A 19,686-nucleotide genomic window follows, 5' to 3' on the forward strand; every position below is an offset into this window, starting at 1 on the left:
GCGAAAGCTCAGCGCAGTTCGAAGTACGCCAGCGCGCCGAGCCCGACGATGGCCAGCAGGACGAGCCCGCCGGCCAGCGCGGTGACCAGGATCGCGGTGATGTTCTTGCCGTCACCCGCGGGAAGCTCGAACTGGGTCGGCCCCCAGGCGCCGCCGCCGTCGACACGCTGCAGCGCCTCGGGCGGCGGCTTGGCCACCGCCCGCGACTCACGCTTCTCCGGCTCGAACTTCACCTGGTCCCTCAGACGTAGAACGACTCGTACGAGAACTCGACGGACCGCGATCCGTAGGTGTCGTCGGTGTCGGCGAGGATCTCGACCCGCCAGCCGGACACGTAAGCAGTGTACGACTTGCCGTCGTTGCGAGCGTCGACGAACGCCTTCAGCGCCGCGACGTCCGGCCCCTTCAGCACCGCCAGCCCGTCGGCGAACACCGCCGCACCGCCGCCCTTCACGTCCTCGAGGTCACCCGAGGCCCGCATCTGGAACGAGCGCAGCCCGCCACCGGTCGATCCGAATCCGAGCACCGACAACGATCCGTACTTGCCGAGGGTCTTGCGGCAGGTCAGACCGGACTTGCAGTCGTACTTCTTCGCCTTCAGCCCGGCGACCATCGTCGCCTGGGTGGTCTGGAACTCCTTGCGCGGCAGGTCGAGCTCGTCCGCGCCGGACTTCTTGCCACCGACCTGGATGGTGTCGCCGTTGTTGCGCAGCGAGAACTCGCCCCAGGTGCTGCCGACCTTCTGCGTCTTCTGGCCGTTCTTCACCGCCTGCTGCACCTTGGCGACCTCGGACCCACCGAAGGTGTCGTTGCCGAGCGCCTGCAGCGCGGCGTCGAAGGTGACGCCGGCGTTGTTGACGTTGTCGTCGTTCGTCGACTTGATCAGTACGGCGACGATCGTGCCGTCGGACTGGAACTGGAACACCGTCTCGGCCTCGGTCGCACCGTCGAGCTTGAAGCAACCGCGGTGAGCACCCTGCGCCCCGTTGAACAGGTCGCTGCACTGGTACCCGTCGGACTGGAGCTTGTCGGTCGCCGCCTTGGCCTGACCGGTCGCCTCCCCCAGCGCACCGGCCGGAGCGGTCGGGTCACCGCCCGGCGTCTCCGGACCATCGGTCGGCTGGGAGTTCGTCGGCTGCGTGGTCGGCTCGTCGTCGTCACCGCCGAGCGCCTTGATCCCGACGAAGACCAGCAGGCCGATCACCAGGATGCCGACGATGCCGCCGCCGATGAAGAGCGGCATCTTGTCCTTGCCACCACCGGAGCCACCCGGACCGTTGGGCTGCCAGGGCTGCTGACCGCCCTGCTGCTGGTGCCAGCCGGCCTGCTGAGGCTTCTGCTGGCTCCACGGCTGCTGCTGGTACCCGCCGCTCTGCTGCTGGCCCCAACCAGGCTGCTGGCCCTGCTGCGGAGGCTGGCCAGGCTGCTGCTGCCCGGGCTGCTGTCCCCAGCCGCCCTGCTGCGGAGGCTGACCCTGAGGGGGCTGGCCTTGCGGCGGCTGGCCCTGCTGCGGTGGGCGCTGTCCCCAGCCACCACCGTCCTGGGGCGGCTGCTGTTGTCCCCAGCCACCTTGCCCCTGGTTTCCCCCTTGCTGCCCGCCCGGCTGGCCCCCCGGCTGCCCAGGACCCCACGGTCCTTGTGGCGGCGTAGTCATATTCGCTCCTTAGTGACCCACGTGTCGACGTGCAAAGTTAACAGTCCGACGGTCCAGGCCCCACAACGGATCCATCCATCGGAAAATGCTTTGTTCCACAGCGGAAACGGCGTACCGAGCTAGGCCAGATCCGCCACTGGACAGGACGATCTACGCCTCACCTGGCTCCGGTGCGGTCGCCACTTCGGCCGCCGCCTCCGCGCCGGAGTCGATCAGGACCTGGAACCCGGCCGCGTCCAGGATCGGTACGCCGAGCTGCACGGCCTTGTCGTACTTCGATCCCGGAGAGTCACCGACCACCACGAACGACGTCTTCTTCGACACCGATCCGGCGACCTTGCCCCCGCGGGACACGATCGCCTCGGTCGCCTCGTCCCGGCTGAACCCCTCGACCGTACCCGTGACGACGACCGACAGCCCGGTCAGCGTCTGCTCGACGGTCGGCCCGGTCCGCTCCTGCCGCAGCTGAACGCCGGCGGCCTTCCATTTCTGGACGATCTGCTGGTGCCAGTCCACCTGGAACCACTCGATCACCGCGTGCGCGATGGTCGGCCCGACGCCCTCGATCTCGGACAGTTCCTCCTCGCTCGCCGCCTCGACCGCGTCGATGTCGTCGTACGCCGCCGCGAGCGCGGCCGCCGCGGTCGGGCCGACGTGCCGGATCGACAGCGCGACCAGGCCGCGCGACAGCTGCTGGGTCTTGGCCGCTTCGAGGTTGGCGAGCAGCTTCTGCGCGTTCGCCGACAGCGCGCCGGCCTTGGTGGTGAAGAAGGGGCTGGTGGCCAGCGCCTCCTCGGTGAGCGAGAACAGGTCGCCCTCGTCCGCGATCAGCTCGCCGCCGATCAGCGCGTCGGCGGCCTTGAAGCCGAGCACCTCGATGTCGAACGCCGACCGCCCGGCCAGGTGGAACAGCCGCTCGCGCAGCTGGGCCGGGCAGGACTGCGAGTTCGGGCAACGGATATCGATGTCGCCCTCCTTCATCGCCCGCAGCGTCGTCCCGCAGGACGGGCACTCGGCCGGCATCCGGAACGGGTACGCCTCCTTGGGCCGCAGGTCGATCACCGGACCGAGGATCTCCGGGATCACGTCACCGGCCTTGCGCAGGACGACGGTGTCGCCGATCCACACGCCCTTGCGCTCGACCTCCTGGCCGTTGTGCAGGGTCGCGAACTCGACGGTCGACCCGGCCACCCGCACCGGCTCCATCACCCCGTACGGCGTGACGCGGCCGGTCCGGCCGACGTTCACCTTGATGTCGAGCAGCTTGGTGGTGACCTCTTCCGGCGGGTACTTGTACGCGATCGCCCAGCGCGGCGCGCTCGACGTCGAGCCCAGCGCCCGCTGCAGGTCGACCTCGTCCACCTTCACCACGACCCCGTCGATCTCGTGGTCGACGGAGTGCCGGTTCTCCCCGTAGTACGCGATGAACTCGTTGACCTCGGCCAGCGTCTCGACCCGGCGGGCGCGGTCGCTGACCGGCAGGCCCCACGCCTTCAACTGCTCGTACGCCGACGACAGCCGGGCGATGTGGTGCCCGTCGACGCGGCCCAGGCCGTGCACGACGAACCGCAGCGGTCGGTTCGCGGAGACCCGCGGGTCCTTCTGCCGCAGGGATCCGGCGGCGCCGTTGCGCGGGTTGGAGAACGGGTCCTTGCCGGCTTCAACGAGTTGCGCGTTCAGCTGCTGGAAGTCCTCGACGCGGAAGAAGACCTCGCCACGGACCTCCAGGAACTCCGGCGGTTCGTCGGTGTCCAGAACCTCGGGGATGCTCGCGATGGTCCTCACGTTCAGCGTGACGTCCTCGCCGGTCGAGCCGTCACCACGCGTGGCGCCGGTGTCGAGGCGGCCATTCTTGTAGACGAGGTCCAGCGCCAGCCCGTCGACCTTGAGCTCGCACAGGAACCCGCTGTCGTGGATCTGCTGCACCGTGACCTCGCGCTCGAGCCGCTTGGCCCAGGCCTCCATCTGCTCGGCGGAGAACGCGTTGCCCAGGCTCTCCATCCGCTGCGGGTGGGTGACCGGCGCGAACAGCGTCGAGATCGGTACGCCGACCTTCTGCGTCGGCGAGTCCGGCGTGCGCAGCTCGGGGAACTCCTCCTCGATGCCCTGCAGCTCGTGCATCAGCGCGTCGAAGTCGGCGTCGGAGATCGTCGAGGTCGCCATGTAGTAGCGGAACCGGTGCTCCTCGATCTCGCGGCTCAGCGCGGCGTGCCGCTCCCGCACCTCGGGCGGTGCGGCAGGCTGGTCGGCGGCGTTCGTCTCGGGGATCTCCGTGCTCATGTGCAGAACTTACCGCCCGGCACCGACGTTTTCCGGGCTATCAGACCCTAGGCTTCGGCGGCTTCTCCGAGCGCGTCGACGATGCCCCGCAGCAGCTCCAGGCGGGCCCGGGCGTCCGACGGCGACGCAGAGGCAGCGAGCCCGCACGCTGGGGTGACGACGACCTGCTTCATGAGCTCCGGGTCCAGCCCGAGGTTGCGCCACGTGCGGACCAGCGGGGCGGCGGCCTGCTCGGGGTTGAGCAGAGGACCGGTCGTGGCGACCAGCCCGGCGTACAGGGTGGTCTTGGCCTCCACTGCGATCGCGATCTGCTCCCAGGCGGGCTCGGTGAGCAGCGAGACGTCTACTGCTACTCCCCCAGCGCCTGCCTTGGTGAACACCTCGATGGGCGGCCGGGCCGCACAGCAGTGCACCAGGGTCGTCGCAGGGTCAGCAGCCTCGATCACTCGGGCCAGCAGCTCCACAGCTCCCGGACCGTCCACCGAGCGGTGCTTGCTCCACCCACTGGCCGTCGGAACAGCTCCAGCCAGTACGGCGGGCAGCGCGGGCTCGTCCAGCTGCACCAGCAGGTCCACACCGGGCAGCCGGCGTCGCACCTCAGCCACCTGAGCGTTCAGCCCGTGCGCCAGCGCGTCAGCCAGGTCCCGGCGAGCACCGTGGTCCGCCAGCACCTTGTCCCCACGCGGCAGCTCCACCGTGGCCGCCAGCGTCCACGGCCCGGTGAACTGGAGCTTCAGCGGCCCGGTGTACCCGTCGCCGAACTCCTCCAGGACGTCCAGGTCCTCCTCCAGCAGCGACCGCGCCCGGCGCTGGTCCATGCTCGACCGCGGATCCGAACCACCCGTCAGCCGCCACCCGGCCGGCTGAAGATCAGCCGACAGCTCAGCCAGTACGGCGACCGCCCGGCTGAGCATGTCGCCGTACGGGCGGGCCGGCAGCTCCGGCAGGAACGGGATGTCGACCGCGCCCAGCACGACCTTGACCCACTCCCGGATGTCGCCACCCGGCAGCGACCCCAGGCCGGTAGTCGTCATACGTTGGCCGTCGCGCGGCGGACCGAGTCGATCGTGGCCGAGCCGATGACCCGCGTGCCGTCGTACAGGACAACAGCCTGACCGGGCGCCACCGCGGCAGTCGCCTCGTCGAAGTCCACGTACACCTCGTTGCCGTCGACGCGAGCAGTGACGGCCACCTCGTCGCCGTGCGCGCGGAGCTGAGCCTTGACCTGCAGCGTCTCCGTCGGCTCCGGACCGCACCAGCGGGGCTTCGACGCGACCAGACTCTCCACGGCCAGCTCCTCGCGGGATCCCACCGTCACCGTGCGGTCCACCGGGCTGATGTCGAGCACGAAGCGCGGCTTGCCGTCGGCCGCCGGCGTACCGATCCGCAGGCCCTTGCGCTGGCCGACCGTGAAGCCATGAGTGCCGCTGTGCTCGCCGAGCTTGGCGCCGCTGCTGTCCACGATGTCGCCCGGCGCCGCGCCGAGCTTCTCGGCCAGGAAGCCGGGGGTGTTGCCGTCGGCAATGAAACAGATGTCGTGGCTGTCCGGCTTGGCCGCCACCGACAGCCCGCGCCGCTCGGCCTCGGCCCGGATCTCGGTCTTGACCGTGTCACCGAGCGGGAAGAACGCGTGCTTCAGCTGCGCCTGCGTGAGCACGCCGAGCACGTACGACTGGTCCTTGGCGTGGTCGACCGCGCGGTGCAGCTCGCGGCCGGACGTGGTCTCGACGATCTGCGCGTAGTGCCCGGTCGCGACGGCGTCGAAGTCGAGCGCGAGCGCACGCTCCAGGACCGCGCTGAACTTGACCTTCTCGTTGCAGCGCAGGCACGGGTTCGGCGTCCGGCCCGCGGCGTACTCCGCGACGAAGTCCTCGACCACGTCGGCGTGGAAGCGCTCGGCCAGGTCCCAGACGTAGAACGGGATGCCGATCACGTCGGCGGCCCGGCGGGCGTCGCGGGAGTCCTCGATCGTGCAGCAGCCACGGGCGCCGCTGCGGTACGACTGCGGGTTGCGGCTGAGCGCCAGGTGCACACCGACCACGTCGTGCCCGGCCTCGGTCATCCGCGCCGCCGCGACGGCGGAGTCCACTCCACCCGACATGGCTGCGAGTACCCGCATCAGTTGTTCCTTCCCACGTTCTGCAGTCCGGCGGACATCGCCCGCTCCACCACTGGCCCGATGTTGTCCAGCACCGTGTCGACGTCCGCACTGGTGCTGGTGTGTCCGAGGGTGAACCGCAGCGAGCCACGGGCCCGCTGGTCGTCGTACCCCATCGCGAGCAGTACGTGACTCGGCTCCGCGACCCCCGCGTTGCAGGCCGAGCCGGTCGACACCTCGATCCCGCGCGCGTCCAGCAGGAGCAGCAGCGAGTCGCCCTCGCAGTCCCTGAACGACAAGTGTGCGTTACCGGGCAAACGGCCGGTCGGGTCCCCCGACAGCAGCGCGCCCGGGACCGTGCTCGTGATGCCCTCGACCAGCCGGTCCCGCAGCGCGATCAGGCGCTGCGACTCGTCGGCCTGGTGCTTGACGGCGTACGCCGCGGCCACCGCGAACCCGGCCGTCGCCGGAGTGTCCAGCGTGCCCGACCGTACGTCGCGCTCCTGGCCGCCGCCGTGCACGATCGGCACCAGCTGCGTCTCCTTGTGGACCAGCAGGGCGCCGATCCCGTACGGGCCGCCGATCTTGTGCGCCGAGACGGTCATCGCGTCGACGCCGAGCGTGCCGAAGTCCACCGGGATCTCCCCGACCGCCTGCACGGCGTCGGTGTGCACCGGAATGCCGTGCTCGGCCGCGATCGCCGCGACCTCCTGGATCGGCTGCAGCGTGCCGACCTCGTTGTTGGCCATCATCAGCGTGACGAAGGACACCGACGCCGGGTCCTGCTCGATCGCCGTACGGACCTCGTCGGGCCGCACCCGGCCGAGCGCGTCGACCGGCAGCCACTCCAGCTCGGCCCCCTCGTGCTGCGCCAGCCAGACGGCCGGGTCCAGCACGGCGTGGTGCTCGATCGCGCTGAGCAGGATCCGCCGCCGGCGCGGGTCCTCCTTGAGCCGGGCCCACCACAGGCCCTTCAGCGCGAGGTTGTCGGCCTCGGTCCCACCGGAGGTGAACACGACCTCGCTCGGCAGCGCGCCGAGCGCCTCCGCGATCGTCTCCCGGGACTCCTCGACGGTCCGCCGGGCCGCTCGTCCCGACCCGTGCAACGACGAAGCGTTGCCGGTGCGCCCGAGGTGGGAGGCCATCGCCTCGATCGCCGCGGGCAGCATCGGAGTCGTCGCCGCGTGATCGAGGTAGACCGTACGTCGGCCGGAAGAGGTCATAACACCCTCAAGAGTAAGTCCTCCACCGAGATTCCCGTCAGGCGTCCCTACGAGCCTGTGGACAGAGGCTTCGTCCCGGCGGACGAAATCGGCCCGGGCTGTGGTCGTCCACGACGAATACGCGCGCCGCTGAGCGTCCTAGCGTCAGCGCATGGCGACCCTGAACGAGATCGAGACATGGCTGCACGACCAGTTGCCGGCGCTGCTCGCCGAGCACGAGGTCCCCGGCGCCGCGATCGGCGTCCTGTACGGCGGTGAGGTGGTCGACCACGCCGCCGGACTCCTCAGCAAGGCGACCGGTGTGGACGCGACTGCCGACTCGGTCTTCCAGATCGGCTCGATCACCAAGGTGTGGACGACCACGCTGGTGATGCAGCTCGTCGACGAGGGCAAGGTCGACCTGGACGTCCCGGTCCGGGACTACCTGCCCGAGTTCGTGCTGGCCGACGACGGCGCGGCCGCCAAGATCACCACGCGGCAGCTGCTGAGCCACACCGCCGGGTTCGAGGGCGACATCTTCAACGACACCGGCAAGGGCGACGACGCGGTGGAGAAGTTCCTGGTCACGCTCGCCGAGGTCGGCCAGCTGTTCGGGCCGGGCGAGATGTTCTCCTACAACAACGCCGGCTTCGCCGTGCTCGGCCGCCTGGTCGAGGTGCTCCGCGGCAAGCCGTACGACGCCGTACTGCGGGAGCGGCTGTTCACTCCGCTCGGCCTGGCGCACGCTGCGTCCGACCCGTACGAGGCGATCCTGCACCGGGCCGCGGTCGGGCACCTGCGACCCGCTCCGGGCGAGGCGCCGGTCCCGGCTCCGGTCTGGGCGCTGACGCGCTCGATGGCGGCGGCCGGCGCGATGCTGGCGATGAGTCCGCGTGACCTGCTCGCGTTCGCGGAGATGCACCTGCGCGGCGGTACGACGGCCGACGGGACCGCCGTACTGAGTGCTGCGAGTGTCGCGGCCATGCAGGAGCCGCAGGTGAAGCTGCCCGCGCTCGGCATGATGGGCGACTCGTGGGGGCTCGGCTGGGAGCTGTTCGACTGGTCCGGTACGACGGTGATCGGCCACGACGGGGGCACTATCGGCCAGGGCGCGTTCCTGCGCGTCGTACCGGAGCACGGGCTGGCCGTCGCGCTGCTGACCAACGGCGGCGACATGATCGAGGTGTACCGCGCGGTCGTCAGCCACGTGGTCAAGGAGCTCGCCGGACTGGACCTGCCCGCGATGCCCACTCCCCCGGACGCCGCTGTCGAGGTCGACGTGTCCCGCTTCCTCGGGACCTACACCTGCGACGCCTTGGACCTCACCGTCCGCCAGGACGACGACGGCAAGCTCTGGCTCGACCAGGTACCGAAGGGCATCTTCGCCGAGCTCGGCCCGACGCCGGAGCCGGTCGAGCTGGTCGGCCGCGACGAGCAAAGCCTGATCGCGGTGAAGGCGGAGAACGGCCTGCACACCCCGCACGTCTTCCTCGGCGACGACGGCACCGGTCGCGCCCTCTACCTGCACAGCGGCCGCGCTCTGCGCCGCGCCACAGCCTGACCCCTTCGGAGGCATCGTGAAATCCGCACTCGCAGTCCTGGTGGCCGGCGTCCTCGCTCTCTCAGCCTGCAGCTCGGGCGGAGAGACGACCACGGCCGGCGGCGGCAAGCCGGTCGCAGGGCAGACGCTGACCATGGCCGTCGGCGGTGATCCCGGCAACCTGGACCCGCAGTTCACGTCGCTGTCGGTCACCATGCAGGTCGACTGGTTCCTGTACGACGCGCTGCTGAGCATCGACGCGAGCGGCAAGCCGGTGGCGGGGCTGGCGGAGAAGTGGGAAGGCACGACGACCAGCGCGAAGTACACGCTGCGCAAGGGCATCACCTGCGCCGACGGCACTCCGCTGACCGCGAGCACGGTGGCGCAGAACATCAACTTCGTCGGTGATCCCGCCAACAAGTCGACGCGGATCGGCGTCTTCGTTCCGGCTGGAGCCAAGGCGGTGGCCGACGACGCGGCGGGCACTGTCACCGTGACCGCGGCCGCACCGGACGCCTTCCTGGCCCGCAACGTCGGCGGTCTGCACATCGTCTGCGCCAAGGGGATGAAGGACCGCAGCGTCCTCAAGCAGGGCTCGGACGGCACCGGCATGTACACGGTCAGCGAGGCCGTGCCCGGTGACCACTACACGCTGGCTCTGCGCAAGGACTACGCGTGGGGCCCGGGCGATTTCAAGGCCGACCAGACCGGCGTACCGGAGAAGATCGTAATCAAGGTCGTCGCCAACGAGACCACCTCGGCGAACCTGCTGACTGCCGGTCAGGTGAACATCGTCAGCATCGCCGGACCGGACAAGCAGCGACTGGCGGCGCAGCAGCTGTTCAAACGCGAGGTCGGTGCACCGCTGGGCCAGCTCTGGTTCAACCAGAAGGCAGGCCTGCCCACCGCGGACCTCGCCGTACGACGTGCGCTGACGCAGGGCCTCGACCTGACCCAGCTGGGCAAGGTCGTCACCAGCGGATCCGGTACGGCGCCGACCGATCTGGTTGCCCCTGGCATGGGCCCCTGCAAGGTCGACACGGTCACCGGCAACCTGCCCGGGCACGACCTGAACGCGGCCAAGGCAGCACTCGACGCGGCGGGCTGGAAGCCGGGCGCCGGCGGAGTCCGGGAGAAGGGCGGCAACAAGCTGTCCCTGGTCTTCTACTACCCGACCACGCTCGGCCCGACGCTGCAGTCGGCCGCCGAGCTGCTGCAGAAGTCCTGGACCGAACTGGGCGTGGACGTGTCCCTGAAGGCGGTCTCGACCGCCGAGATCAGCACCGTCGTCCTTGCCGGTCAGGGCACCTGGCACGCGGGACTCATCCCGCTGACCGTCTCCCTGCCGAGCCAGCTGGTCAGCTTCCTGTCCGGTACGACGCCGCCGAACGGGAGCAACTTCTCGGGCATCAAGAACCCCGGGTACGACGCGGCGATCGCCAAGGCGTCCAAGACCGCCGGGACGGACGGCTGCGAGGACTGGGCGGCCGGCGAGCGGGCGCTGTTCGAGCAGGTCAACCTGGTGCCGTTCGTGAACACGACCGTGCCGATCTTCGGCAAGAACGCCACCTTCGACCTGAGCCAGAGCAGCGTCGTGCCCAGCTCGATCCGGATGCTGGGGTGAGCCGGTGACGACGGTCCCCGCGTCTCCTACCGCCGGCTCTCGCCCGGAGCTGAATCCCTGGGTGCGCTTCGCGATCCGGCGGTTCACCCGCCTGGTCGTGTCGGTCCTGGCGCTGGTCAGCGCGGCCTTCCTGATGATCCACCTGATCCCCGGCGACCCGGTCCGCTCGGCGCTCGGACCGGCCGCCGCGAAGAGTCTCGTCGACGCCCAGCGCGAGTCGCTCGGTCTGAACGACCCGCTCTGGACGCAGTACCTGCACTTCCTGCAGCACCTGTTCACGGGCAATCTCGGGACGTCGATCACGACCGGTCTTCCGGTGTCCGACGTGATCCGCGACCGCCTGCCCGCAACCGTTCAGCTCGCCGTCGCCGCGTTCCTCGTCGCTGTGCTGATCGCGCTGCCGCTCGGCCTGGCGATGGGTGTGCTCACGCGCGCCGGGCGGCGGCCGAAGGCCGAGCTGACCTTCACGTCGACCTCCGTGGTGCTGGCTGCGATTCCTGAGTTCCTGCTCGCGGTCGGGCTGGTCTACGTGTTCGCCGTTCAGCTGCACTGGTTTCCGGTGGCCGGTCGCGGCAACCTCACGTCGTACGTGCTGCCGGTTCTTGCGCTGGCCATCGGACCCGCTGCGGTCCTCGCCCGGATCTGCCGAGTCGAGCTGCTCGCCGTACTGCAGACCGACTACCTGCGGACTGCGCGGGCCAAGCGTCTGCCGGCGGCCGCGATCTACCTGAGGCATGCGCTGCCGAACGCGGTGACGGCGACGATCACGCTGGGCGGTCTGCTGCTCGGCGGGATGGTCGCCGGGACCGTGCTGGTCGAGAACGTCTTCGGCTGGCCAGGGCTCGGCAGCACGATCGTGTCCTCGATCCTCGCCAAGGACTATCCGCTCGTGCAGGGCGTAGTGCTCGTGTACGGCGTCGGCGTGCTGCTGGTGAACCTCGCCGTGGACGTCGCGCTGGCCCTGCTCGATCCGCGTTCGACCATCCGGGAGAGCTGATGGCCCGACGAACTCGCTGGATCGCAGTTCTCCGTACGCCGGTCGGCGCGGGCGCGGGCATCCTTCTGCTCGCGGTCCTGCTGCTCGCGCTGCTCGCGCCGATGCTCTGGTCCGACCAGGCCAGTGCGATCGACACCGAGCACCTGCTCGAAGGCACGTCGTCCCAGCACTGGCTGGGTACCGACAGCCTCGGGCGAGACATCTTCTACCGCGTGCTGGTCGCCTCCCGTACGTCGATCGCGCTCGCGCTGCTGGCCACCGCTCTTGGCGTGTTCGCGGGTCTGCTGCTCGGCTCCGCGCCCGTGTTGCTCGGCCGACGGGCCGGGCGGCTGACAACGGCGATCGTGAACATCGCCGTCGCCTTCCCCGGCCTCCTGCTCGCGCTGTTCTTCGCGGTGATCTTCGGGGTCGGCGCGAAGGGCGCGGTCCTCGCGATCGGCCTGGCGGGCGCACCGACGTTCGCGCGGCTGACCCAGACGCTGGTCGCGGGAGTCGCCGAGCGGGACTACGTCGCGGCGGCACGGATCGCGGGTGTCAGCCGGTTCCGGATCCTCGTCCGGCACATCCTGCCGAACATCGCGGAGCCGCTGGTGGTGAACGCGACGATCGGCGCCGGCGGCGTGCTGCTCGCGTTCGCGGGGCTGTCGTTCCTCGGTCTGGGTGTGCAACCGCCGGCCTACGACTGGGGGCGGCTGATGGGCGAGTCGCTGAACGGGATCTACGTCCATCCCGCGGCCGCGCTCGCGCCGGGCGTCGCCGTCGTCGTCGCCGGGTTGGCGTTCAACCTCTTCGGCGAGGCGGTGGCGAAGGGGCTCGGCATACCTGCGCTCGTCGGTCCGCGGGTGCGGGCGACTGTGCCGGAGACGGTTCCGGCGGCTCCGATCGACGACGACGCCGTACTGGTCGTGAAGGATCTGCGGGTCAGCTTCCCCGGGCCGGTCACACCGGTGCGTGGAGTCAGCTTCACGATCGGCAAGGGCGAGATCGTCGGCGTGGTCGGCGAGTCCGGGTCGGGCAAGAGCCTCACGGCCCTTGCTGTCGCCGGGCTCATCGAGTCGCCTGGACAGGTCTCAGCCTCCGAGCTGTCCTTTCTCGGTGCGCCGTTGCTCGGCCGACTGGCCGACCGCGCGAGTGCGGCGACGCGGCGACGGCTGCTGGGGACGTCGTTCGCGATGGTCTTCCAGGACCCGATGACGTCGTTCAACCCGACCAAGCGGATCGGCGTACAGCTTGCTGAGGGGGCTCGGGAGCACCAGGGCCTGAGTCGCCGCCAGGCGATGGCTCGGGCCGTCGACCGGTTGCGCGCGGTGCGCGTTCCGGCGGCGGAACGCCGGGCGCGGCAGTATCCGCACGAGTTCTCCGGCGGGATGCGGCAGCGGGCGATGATCGGGATGGGACTGATGGGTGCGCCGGCGTTGATCGTCGCCGACGAACCGACGACCGCTTTGGATGTCACGGTGCAGCGCCAGGTGCTGCGGCTGCTCGAGACGATCCGGGAGACCGACGAGGTCGCCATCCTGCTGATCAGCCACGACATCACCGTGGTCGCGCAGGTCTGCGACCGGGTGCTGGTGATGTACGCCGGACGTATCGTCGAGGACCTGCCGGCATCCGAGCTCGCTTCGGGGGCACGGCATCCCTACACACGGTCGCTGCTGGCCGCCGTACCGGATCTGGACACGCCGCTCGACGAACCGCTGGCGGTGATTCCCGGACGACCTGTTGAGCCGTCAGCTGTCGGCGCGGGATGTGCCTACAGAATGCGTTGTGAGTTCCTTGTTGGGGCCTGTTCGTCGAAGGATCCTGAACTGGTAGGCGAAAGCCATCGGGTGGCCTGTTGGAATCCCCAGGGCCAACCGTTGCTGAGCATCGAATCGATCCGGACGGGGCAGCGATGAGTGAACTGCGGTTCGACCAGGTGACGGTCCGGTACGGCGCACTGACGGCCGTCGACGGGGTCGACCTGACCGTTCCGTCCGGCCAGGTCGTCGGGCTGGTCGGCGAGTCGGGGTCCGGCAAGTCGACGATGGCCCGGGCGGCGGTCGGGCTGGTCGAGGTGGCGTCCGGTCAGATCCAGCTGGACGGCGAACCACTCCGCCGCCGGCCCGGCGGACGACGTCCACTGCAGATGGTCTTCCAGGATCCCTACTCGTCGCTGGATCCCCGGATGACCATCGGCGACTCGATCGCCGAGGCGATCCCGCGATCGGCCGCCGGCGCTCGTCGTCAGGAGGTCGCCCGGTTGCTCGACCTCGTCGGGCTGGGCGCGGACCGCGCTCCGTCCTACCCAGGTGCTCTCTCGGGTGGTCAACGCCAGCGCGTCGCCATCGCGCGAGCGCTGGCCGGTCAACCCGACGTGATCATCGCGGACGAGATCACCTCGGCCCTCGACGTCTCGATCCAGGGCACGGTGCTCAACCTGGTCCGCTCGCTGCAACGTGAGCTGCGGCTGTCGATGCTGTTCATCTCCCACAACCTCGCGGTCGTGCGGTACGTCAGCGACTTCATCGCCGTGATGTACCTGGGCCGCATCGTCGAGTTCGGTCCCGCCGCGGACGTGCTCGCCGATCCACAACACCCGTACACGAAGGAGTTGCTCGCCGCCGCGCCTCGTCGCGGATCGACCACGCTGCTCGACCCCGTTGCTCAGCTGCTGGCCGATCCCGCGGCCCAGGCCGTTGCCGAGCGCGCTGCCCAGGTGGTCGCCGACGCCGAGCCGGCCGATCCCCACCATCCACCGGCCGGGTGCCGGTTCCATCCCCGCTGCCCGATCGGGCCGCTCGTGCTCGCCGATCGCGAGCACTGCTTGACGATTGATCCCACCACCGACGCCGATCGCCGACGTCACCGCGCCGCCTGCCACCACGTGGCCGGCGACCTGCAGCCGGTCACCGCCGGTTCCGTAGCCAAGGAGGACTCCCTGTGACCCGACGTCTGCGCATCGACGACCTGTCCGTGCCGGAGCAGCCCGCGCTGTCTCCGGACGGCTCCCAGCTCGCCTACGTCCTGCGGACCACCGACCTCGAGAAGGACCGCACCCTGCGAAACCTCTGGCGGGTGCCGCTGGCGGGAGGCGAGCCGCAGCAGCTGACCCGGGGCGACGGCGACAGCTCACCGACCTGGTCGCCGGACGGGACCCAGTTGGCCTTCCTGCGCGGCAAGGACGGACCCGCTCAGCTCTGGGTGCTTCCGGCCGGTGGCGGCGAGCCTGAGCAGCTCACCACGCTTGCTCTCGGCGCCGGAGCTCCGCGGTGGAGTCCCGACGGGACCCGTATCGCCTTCAGCGCTCCGGTCGACATCGCCGCACTGGCCGGCGAGGACGACAAGACGCGCGAGGCCCGCAGCCATGCGCCGATCGTCACCGAGCGGCTGGACTACCAAGCCGACGGCGCAGGCTGGTTGCGCACGTACCGCCAGCACGTTCACCTGCTCGACGTCGGGACGAAGAAGTGCCGGCAGGCCACCGAAGGCGACTGGCACGCAGGCGATCCGGACTGGTCACCGGACGGGACCAAGGTCGCCTTCGGCGCGGGCACCGCTCCCGACGCCGACCTCGTCCCGACCGCACCGGCGTACGTGCTCGACGCGACGGACGAGAAGGCCGTGCCGCAGGAGGTCGGGCTTCGCGAAGGACTCGCGGGTCCCGTGCGGTGGACCGCCGATGGCGAGTCCCTGCTGATCGTCGGCAGCACCACCGGCCCGGTCGGCCACGCTGGACTGCTCCGGCTCTCATTGACCGACGGCGCCGTGGAGAATTTGGCAGCGCCGCTCGACCGCAACGTGATGCCCGGCGGACCGGCGTACCCGGGAGCCCTTCCCCTGCTGATCGAGGACGGCCGGTCAGTGCTGTTCTGCGTCCGCGACCGCGGCTGCAGCCACCTGTACGCCGTACCGGTGGCGGGTGGCACGCCTCGGCTGGTGGCCGGCGAAGCCGGCCAGAACGTGTCCGGGCTGTCGGTCGCCGGCGGGGTCGCGGCGTTCGCGCTGACCACGCGGACGTCGTACGGGGAGATCGTCACGGTCGACCTGGCCGACGGGTCGGTGACCCAGCGGACGTCGTACGGGCTCGAGGACGTCGAGACCTTCGTCCGGGAGGAGCGCGAGTTCACGATCGCGGACGGGACGGTGGTGAACGGCTGGATCGTCCGTGATCCGTCGGCCACCGAGGCTCAGCCGTTGCTGCTCGACGTGCACGGCGGTCCGCACAACGCGTGGAACGCCGTCGCCGACGAGGTGCACCTCTACCACCAGGAGCTCGCTGCGCGCGGCTGGACCGTACTGCTGCTCAACCCGCGCGGCAGCGACGGGTACGGCGAGGAGTTCTACAACGGCGTTGTCGGCGGCTGGGGCACGTCGGACGCCAACGACTTCCTCGAACCGATCGACCAACTGGTTGCCGAAGGCATCGCTGACGCCCAGCGGCTCGCGATCGCCGGCTACAGCTACGGCGGCTTCATGACCTGCTACCTGACAAGCCGCGACAACAGGTTCGCCGCGGCCGTCGCCGGCGGGGTGGTCAGCGACCTGACCAGCATGAGCGGCACGTCGGACGCCGCGCACTTCCTGAACGTGTACGAGCTGAACGGCCCGGGCGACTTCAGCGCGATGTCTCCGCTGAGCAAGGTCGACCAGGTCAAGACGCCGACACTGGTGCTGCACGGTGACGCGGACGTTCGCTGCCCGGTCGGCCAGGCCCAGCAGTGGCACACCGCGCTGCGCGAGCAGGGTGTGCCGACCGAGCTGGTGCTCTACCCGGAGGCCAGTCACCTGTTCATCGTCGAAGGACGCCCGTCGCACCGGCTCGACTTCAACCACCGCATCGTCGACTGGGTCGAGCAGTACGCCGGTGACGCCCGTGGACCGCAACGGCCCCGCATCGACGCCGCGCACTGGCAGCGCCGGCTGACGACGCTGGCCGCCAAGCACAAGGTGGTCGGGGCCTCGCTGGGCATCCTGCGCTACAAGCCCGGCCAGGAGGACGAGCTGGTGGAGGCGGCGACCGGCGTACTGCACCAGGAGACGGGCGTCCCGGTGACGACGGACTCGATCTTCCAGATCGGGTCGATGTCGAAGGTCTGGACGGCGACGCTCGCGCTGCAGCTCGTCGACGAAGGACTGCTCGACCTGGACGCGCCGCTGATCCAGGTGCTGCCCGAGCTGCAACTGGGTGATCCCGACGTGGCCAAGCAGGTGACGATGCGCCAGCTGCTCACCCACACGAGCGGGATCGACGGCGACGTGTTCACCGACACCGGCCGGGGCGACGACTGCCTGGAGAAGTACGTCGACGGCCTGGCCGAGGTCCGCCAGAACCACCCGCTCGGGGCCACCTGGTCGTACTGCAACTCCGGCTTCTCGCTGGCGGGCCGGGTGATCGAGAAGCTCACCGGCAAGACCTGGGACGCGGTCCTGCGCGAACGGATCTTCGGACCGCTCGGCCTGCGGCGTACGGTGACGCTCCCGGAGGAGGCGCTGCTGCACCGCGCTGCCGTCGGGCACGTCGGTGAGGAAGAGCTGTCACCCGCACCGGTGTGGGGACTCCCCCGGGCGCTCGGCCCCGCCGGGCTGATCACGTCGACCGCCGCCGAGGCGCTGGCCTTCGCCCGCATGCACCTGAACGACGGCGTCGCGCCGGACGGCACGCGGGTGCTGAGCTCGGAATCCGTGACAGCGATGGCTGACAAGCAGGCCGAGCTGCCGGACAAGCACACGCTCGGCGACTCGTGGGGACTCGGCTGGATCCGCTTCGACTGGGACGGTCACCGGCTGATCGGCCACGACGGCAACACCATCGGCCAGGCCGCGTTCCTCCGCGTGCTGCCCGAGCAGGGCCTGGCCGTCTCGCTGCTGACCAACGGCGGCAACACGCACGACCTGTACGAGGAGCTGTACCGGGAGATCTTCCGGGAGCTGGCCGGGGTCGCGATGCCGTTGCCCCTGGCCCCCTTGTCGGAGGTGCCGGAGATCGACCTGCACCGGCACGTCGGGCGGTACGAGCGGGCGAGCACGCTGCAGGAGGTGTACGTGCAGGACGGGCAGGCGATGGTCCGGGTCACGCTGACCGGCCCGATCGCCGAGCTGATGCCGGAGCCCTCGCAGGAGTTCGTGATGAGGCCGGCGGACGCGAGTGGCGACTTGTTCGTCGTACGGCAGCCGGGATCCTTGACCTGGTCGGCGATCACCTTCTACGCGTTGCCGACGGGTGAGAAGTACATGCACTTCGGCGTCCGCGCCACCCCGAAGGTGGGCTGATGACGGCGACTTTGCCCTTGATGCTGGCGGATCTGGAGACCTTGGTGACGTGCGAGTCGCCGTCGTCGGATCTCGCGGCGGTGGCTCGCAGCGCCGACGTGGTCGCCCGGCTCGGGGCCGAGCGGCTCGGCAGCAAACCGTCGTACGAGGTGGTGGACGGGCGGACGCACCTACGGTGGAAGTTCGGCGACGGGCCGTCGCGGGTGCTCGTGCTTGGGCATCACGACACGGTCTGGCAACTCGGCTCGCTGGACACTCATCCGTTCGTGGTCGCCGACGGCGTGATCCGAGGGCCAGGGTGCTTCGACATGAAGACCGGTCTGGTGATGGCCTTCCACGCCTTGTCCGCGCTGCCGTCCCTGGACGGCGTCACCTTGCTGGTGACCGGTGACGAGGAGCTCGGATCGCCGTCGTCACGCGCCTTGATCGAGGTGGAGGCCGCCGGATGCGCCGCGGCTCTGGTGCTGGAGGCCTCCGCCGACGACGGCGCCCTGAAGCTGGAGCGTAAGGGCGTCTCCAACTACGAGATCCGCATCGTCGGTCGAGCCGCGCACGCCGGTCTGGAGCCGGAGCTCGGGGTCAACGCGAGTGTCGAGGCCGCCCACCAGATCCTCGCGATCGCCGCACTGGGCGACCCTGTGCTGGGCACAACCGTCACGCCGACCGCGCTCACCTCGGGCACCACCCGCAACACGGTCCCGGCGTCCGGAAGCTTCCTGGTCGATGTACGGGCTCGCACCGTGGCGGAACAGCTGCGCGTCGATGCGGCCTTGCACGCCCTGCGGCCAGTGCTGCCCGAGGCGACGCTCGAGATCGTCGGCGGTCCCAACCGCCCACCTCTCGAGCGGAAGATGTCCGACGCGTTGTACCGACGGGCCGGCGCGCTGGCCTCCTCACTCGGTCTGCCTCCGCTGCGCGAAACGTCGGTCGGCGGTGGCTCCGACGGAAACTTCACCGCCGGAGTCGGAACCCCGACCCTGGACGGTCTGGGCGCGGTCGGTGGCGGCGCCCACGCCGACGACGAACACGTCGTCGTCGCTGAGCTGGTCCCGCGCACGACCTTGCTGACAGCGCTGATCGCAGACCTGCTGGACAGACCATGAGCACGCCACTCACTGCCGTCAGCCGAGCGACCAGCGCGGCGGACCAGGCATCCGACGCCGCCGCGGCAAGGGCCGGCGTCCAGGTGCGCATGCTCACCGAGCTGTCCGAACTGGACGGCGTCTACAACCTCTACGACTCCATCTGGCGCCCGGATCCCAAGAACCCACCGGTCACCACCGAGCTCCTCCGCGCCCTCACCAAGGCCGGCAACTACGTCTCCGGCGCCTACGACGGCGACGAACTGGTAGGAGCCTGCGTCGGCTTCTTCTCCGCCCCCGCCGAGGTCGCCATGCACAGCCACGTCGCCGGCGTCTCCACGGCGGCCCGCGGCCGCAACGTCGGCTTCGCCCTCAAGCTCCACCAACGAGCCTGGGCCCTGCAGCGCGGTGTCACCGCGATCTCCTGGACCTTCGACCCGTTGATCCGCCGCAACGCCTACTTCAACCTCGTCAAGCTCGCCGCCCACCCGGCCGAGTACCTGACCAACTTCTACGGCGGCATGCACGACAGCATCAACAACGGCGACGACACCGACCGTCTCCTGGTCCGCTGGGACCTGGACACGCCAGCCGTCGCCGCGGCCGCCGCTCACCAGGCCACCACGCTGTCCGCAACCAACTTGCCCAACGCAACCATCGCCCTGGGCCGCACCGACGACGACCACCCGCTCTTGCCCGCTGCATCCCCCAGCGGCGTCCCTCCGTCCCCTGGCGCCTCTCTGTCACCCGGCGATGAGGTCCTGCTCGTCGCCGTACCGGCCGACGTCGAACGCCTCCGGCAGACCGACCCAGCCGTCGCCAAGTCCTGGCGCTCCGCTCTCCGCGAGGTCCTCGGCGGCCTCCTGTCCGACGGCGCCCAGGTCACCGGCTTCGACCGCACCGGCTGGTACGTACTCGAACCACCGCCGAGAGGACTCACCTGATGACCCTGCTTCC

General features: G+C 70.1%; 14 protein-coding genes. 8 read left to right on the forward strand and 6 right to left on the reverse strand.

Translation table 11 applies throughout. The features are described 5' to 3' along the window. Window positions 1-8: 8 nt before the first annotated feature. The 6 genes from ACLQ2O_RS35495 to ACLQ2O_RS35520 all read right to left on the reverse strand — a co-directional run bounded on the left by ACLQ2O_RS35495 (window position 9) and on the right by ACLQ2O_RS35520 (window position 7,255). The gene (locus tag ACLQ2O_RS35495) at window positions 9-233 is read right to left on the reverse strand and encodes a hypothetical protein (protein ID WP_425840921.1); all 225 of its coding nucleotides are present in this window, start codon (window positions 231-233) and stop codon (window positions 9-11) included. Between the two features lie 8 nt (window positions 234-241). Then, a complete protein-coding gene (locus ACLQ2O_RS35500) occupies window positions 242-1,654 on the reverse strand; it encodes a hypothetical protein (RefSeq protein ID WP_425840924.1) in 1,413 nt (470 codons plus the stop codon). Between the two features lie 150 nt (window positions 1,655-1,804). Further along, complete coding sequence (gene ligA, locus ACLQ2O_RS35505; protein ID WP_425840927.1) at window positions 1,805-3,934, reverse strand: NAD-dependent DNA ligase LigA; 2,130 nt, start codon at window positions 3,932-3,934, stop codon at window positions 1,805-1,807. Window positions 3,935-3,981: 47 nt separating this feature from the next. Next, complete coding sequence (locus ACLQ2O_RS35510; protein WP_425840930.1) at window positions 3,982-4,968, reverse strand: methionine synthase vitamin-B12 independent; 987 nt, start codon at window positions 4,966-4,968, stop codon at window positions 3,982-3,984. Beyond that, window positions 4,965-6,053, reverse strand: a complete 1,089-nt coding sequence (gene mnmA / locus ACLQ2O_RS35515) for a tRNA 2-thiouridine(34) synthase MnmA (protein WP_425840933.1) — start codon at window positions 6,051-6,053, stop codon at window positions 4,965-4,967. Before mnmA ends, ACLQ2O_RS35510 begins: the two co-directional genes overlap by 4 nt. Further along, window positions 6,053-7,255 carry a cysteine desulfurase family protein gene (locus ACLQ2O_RS35520; protein ID WP_425840936.1) on the reverse strand — a complete coding sequence of 401 codons (1,203 nt, stop codon included), beginning with the start codon at window positions 7,253-7,255 and terminating at the stop codon, window positions 6,053-6,055. The genes mnmA and ACLQ2O_RS35520 overlap by 1 nt, the downstream gene beginning before the upstream one ends. Window positions 7,256-7,406: 151 nt before the next feature. Here ACLQ2O_RS35520 and ACLQ2O_RS35525 point away from each other — a divergent pair, with 151 nt between their 5' ends. The 8 genes from ACLQ2O_RS35525 to ACLQ2O_RS35560 all read left to right on the forward strand — a co-directional run bounded on the left by ACLQ2O_RS35525 (window position 7,407) and on the right by ACLQ2O_RS35560 (window position 19,673). Beyond that, window positions 7,407-8,795, forward strand: coding sequence for a serine hydrolase domain-containing protein (locus tag ACLQ2O_RS35525; protein WP_425840939.1), 1,389 nt, complete (start codon window positions 7,407-7,409; stop codon window positions 8,793-8,795). 16 nt (window positions 8,796-8,811) lie between these two features. After that, window positions 8,812-10,398, forward strand: coding sequence for an ABC transporter substrate-binding protein (locus tag ACLQ2O_RS35530; protein WP_425840942.1), 1,587 nt, complete (start codon window positions 8,812-8,814; stop codon window positions 10,396-10,398). A 61-nt stretch (window positions 10,399-10,459) separates the two neighbouring features. Continuing rightward, window positions 10,460-11,395, forward strand: coding sequence for an ABC transporter permease (locus ACLQ2O_RS35535; RefSeq protein WP_425840945.1), 936 nt, complete (start codon window positions 10,460-10,462; stop codon window positions 11,393-11,395). Beyond that, window positions 11,395-13,293, forward strand: coding sequence for a dipeptide/oligopeptide/nickel ABC transporter permease/ATP-binding protein (locus tag ACLQ2O_RS35540; protein WP_425840947.1), 1,899 nt, complete (start codon window positions 11,395-11,397; stop codon window positions 13,291-13,293). The genes ACLQ2O_RS35535 and ACLQ2O_RS35540 overlap by 1 nt, the downstream gene beginning before the upstream one ends. Continuing rightward, a complete protein-coding gene (locus ACLQ2O_RS35545; RefSeq protein WP_425840950.1) occupies window positions 13,290-14,321 on the forward strand; it encodes an ABC transporter ATP-binding protein in 1,032 nt (343 codons plus the stop codon). Before ACLQ2O_RS35540 ends, ACLQ2O_RS35545 begins: the two co-directional genes overlap by 4 nt. Continuing rightward, a complete protein-coding gene (locus ACLQ2O_RS35550; RefSeq protein ID WP_425840953.1) occupies window positions 14,318-17,647 on the forward strand; it encodes an LpqB family beta-propeller domain-containing protein in 3,330 nt (1,109 codons plus the stop codon). Before ACLQ2O_RS35545 ends, ACLQ2O_RS35550 begins: the two co-directional genes overlap by 4 nt. Continuing rightward, the gene (locus ACLQ2O_RS35555) at window positions 17,647-18,750 is read left to right on the forward strand and encodes a M20 family metallopeptidase (RefSeq protein WP_425840956.1); all 1,104 of its coding nucleotides are present in this window, start codon (window positions 17,647-17,649) and stop codon (window positions 18,748-18,750) included. Before ACLQ2O_RS35550 ends, ACLQ2O_RS35555 begins: the two co-directional genes overlap by 1 nt. Next, window positions 18,747-19,673: a GNAT family N-acetyltransferase gene (locus ACLQ2O_RS35560; protein WP_425840959.1), complete on the forward strand. Its 927-nt coding sequence runs from the start codon at window positions 18,747-18,749 to the stop codon at window positions 19,671-19,673. Before ACLQ2O_RS35555 ends, ACLQ2O_RS35560 begins: the two co-directional genes overlap by 4 nt. Window positions 19,674-19,686: the final 13 nt, after the last annotated feature.

The organism is Kribbella sp. DT2 (assembly GCF_049844575.1).
In the GTDB taxonomy this organism is placed as follows: Bacteria; Actinomycetota; Actinomycetes; order Propionibacteriales; family Kribbellaceae; genus Kribbella.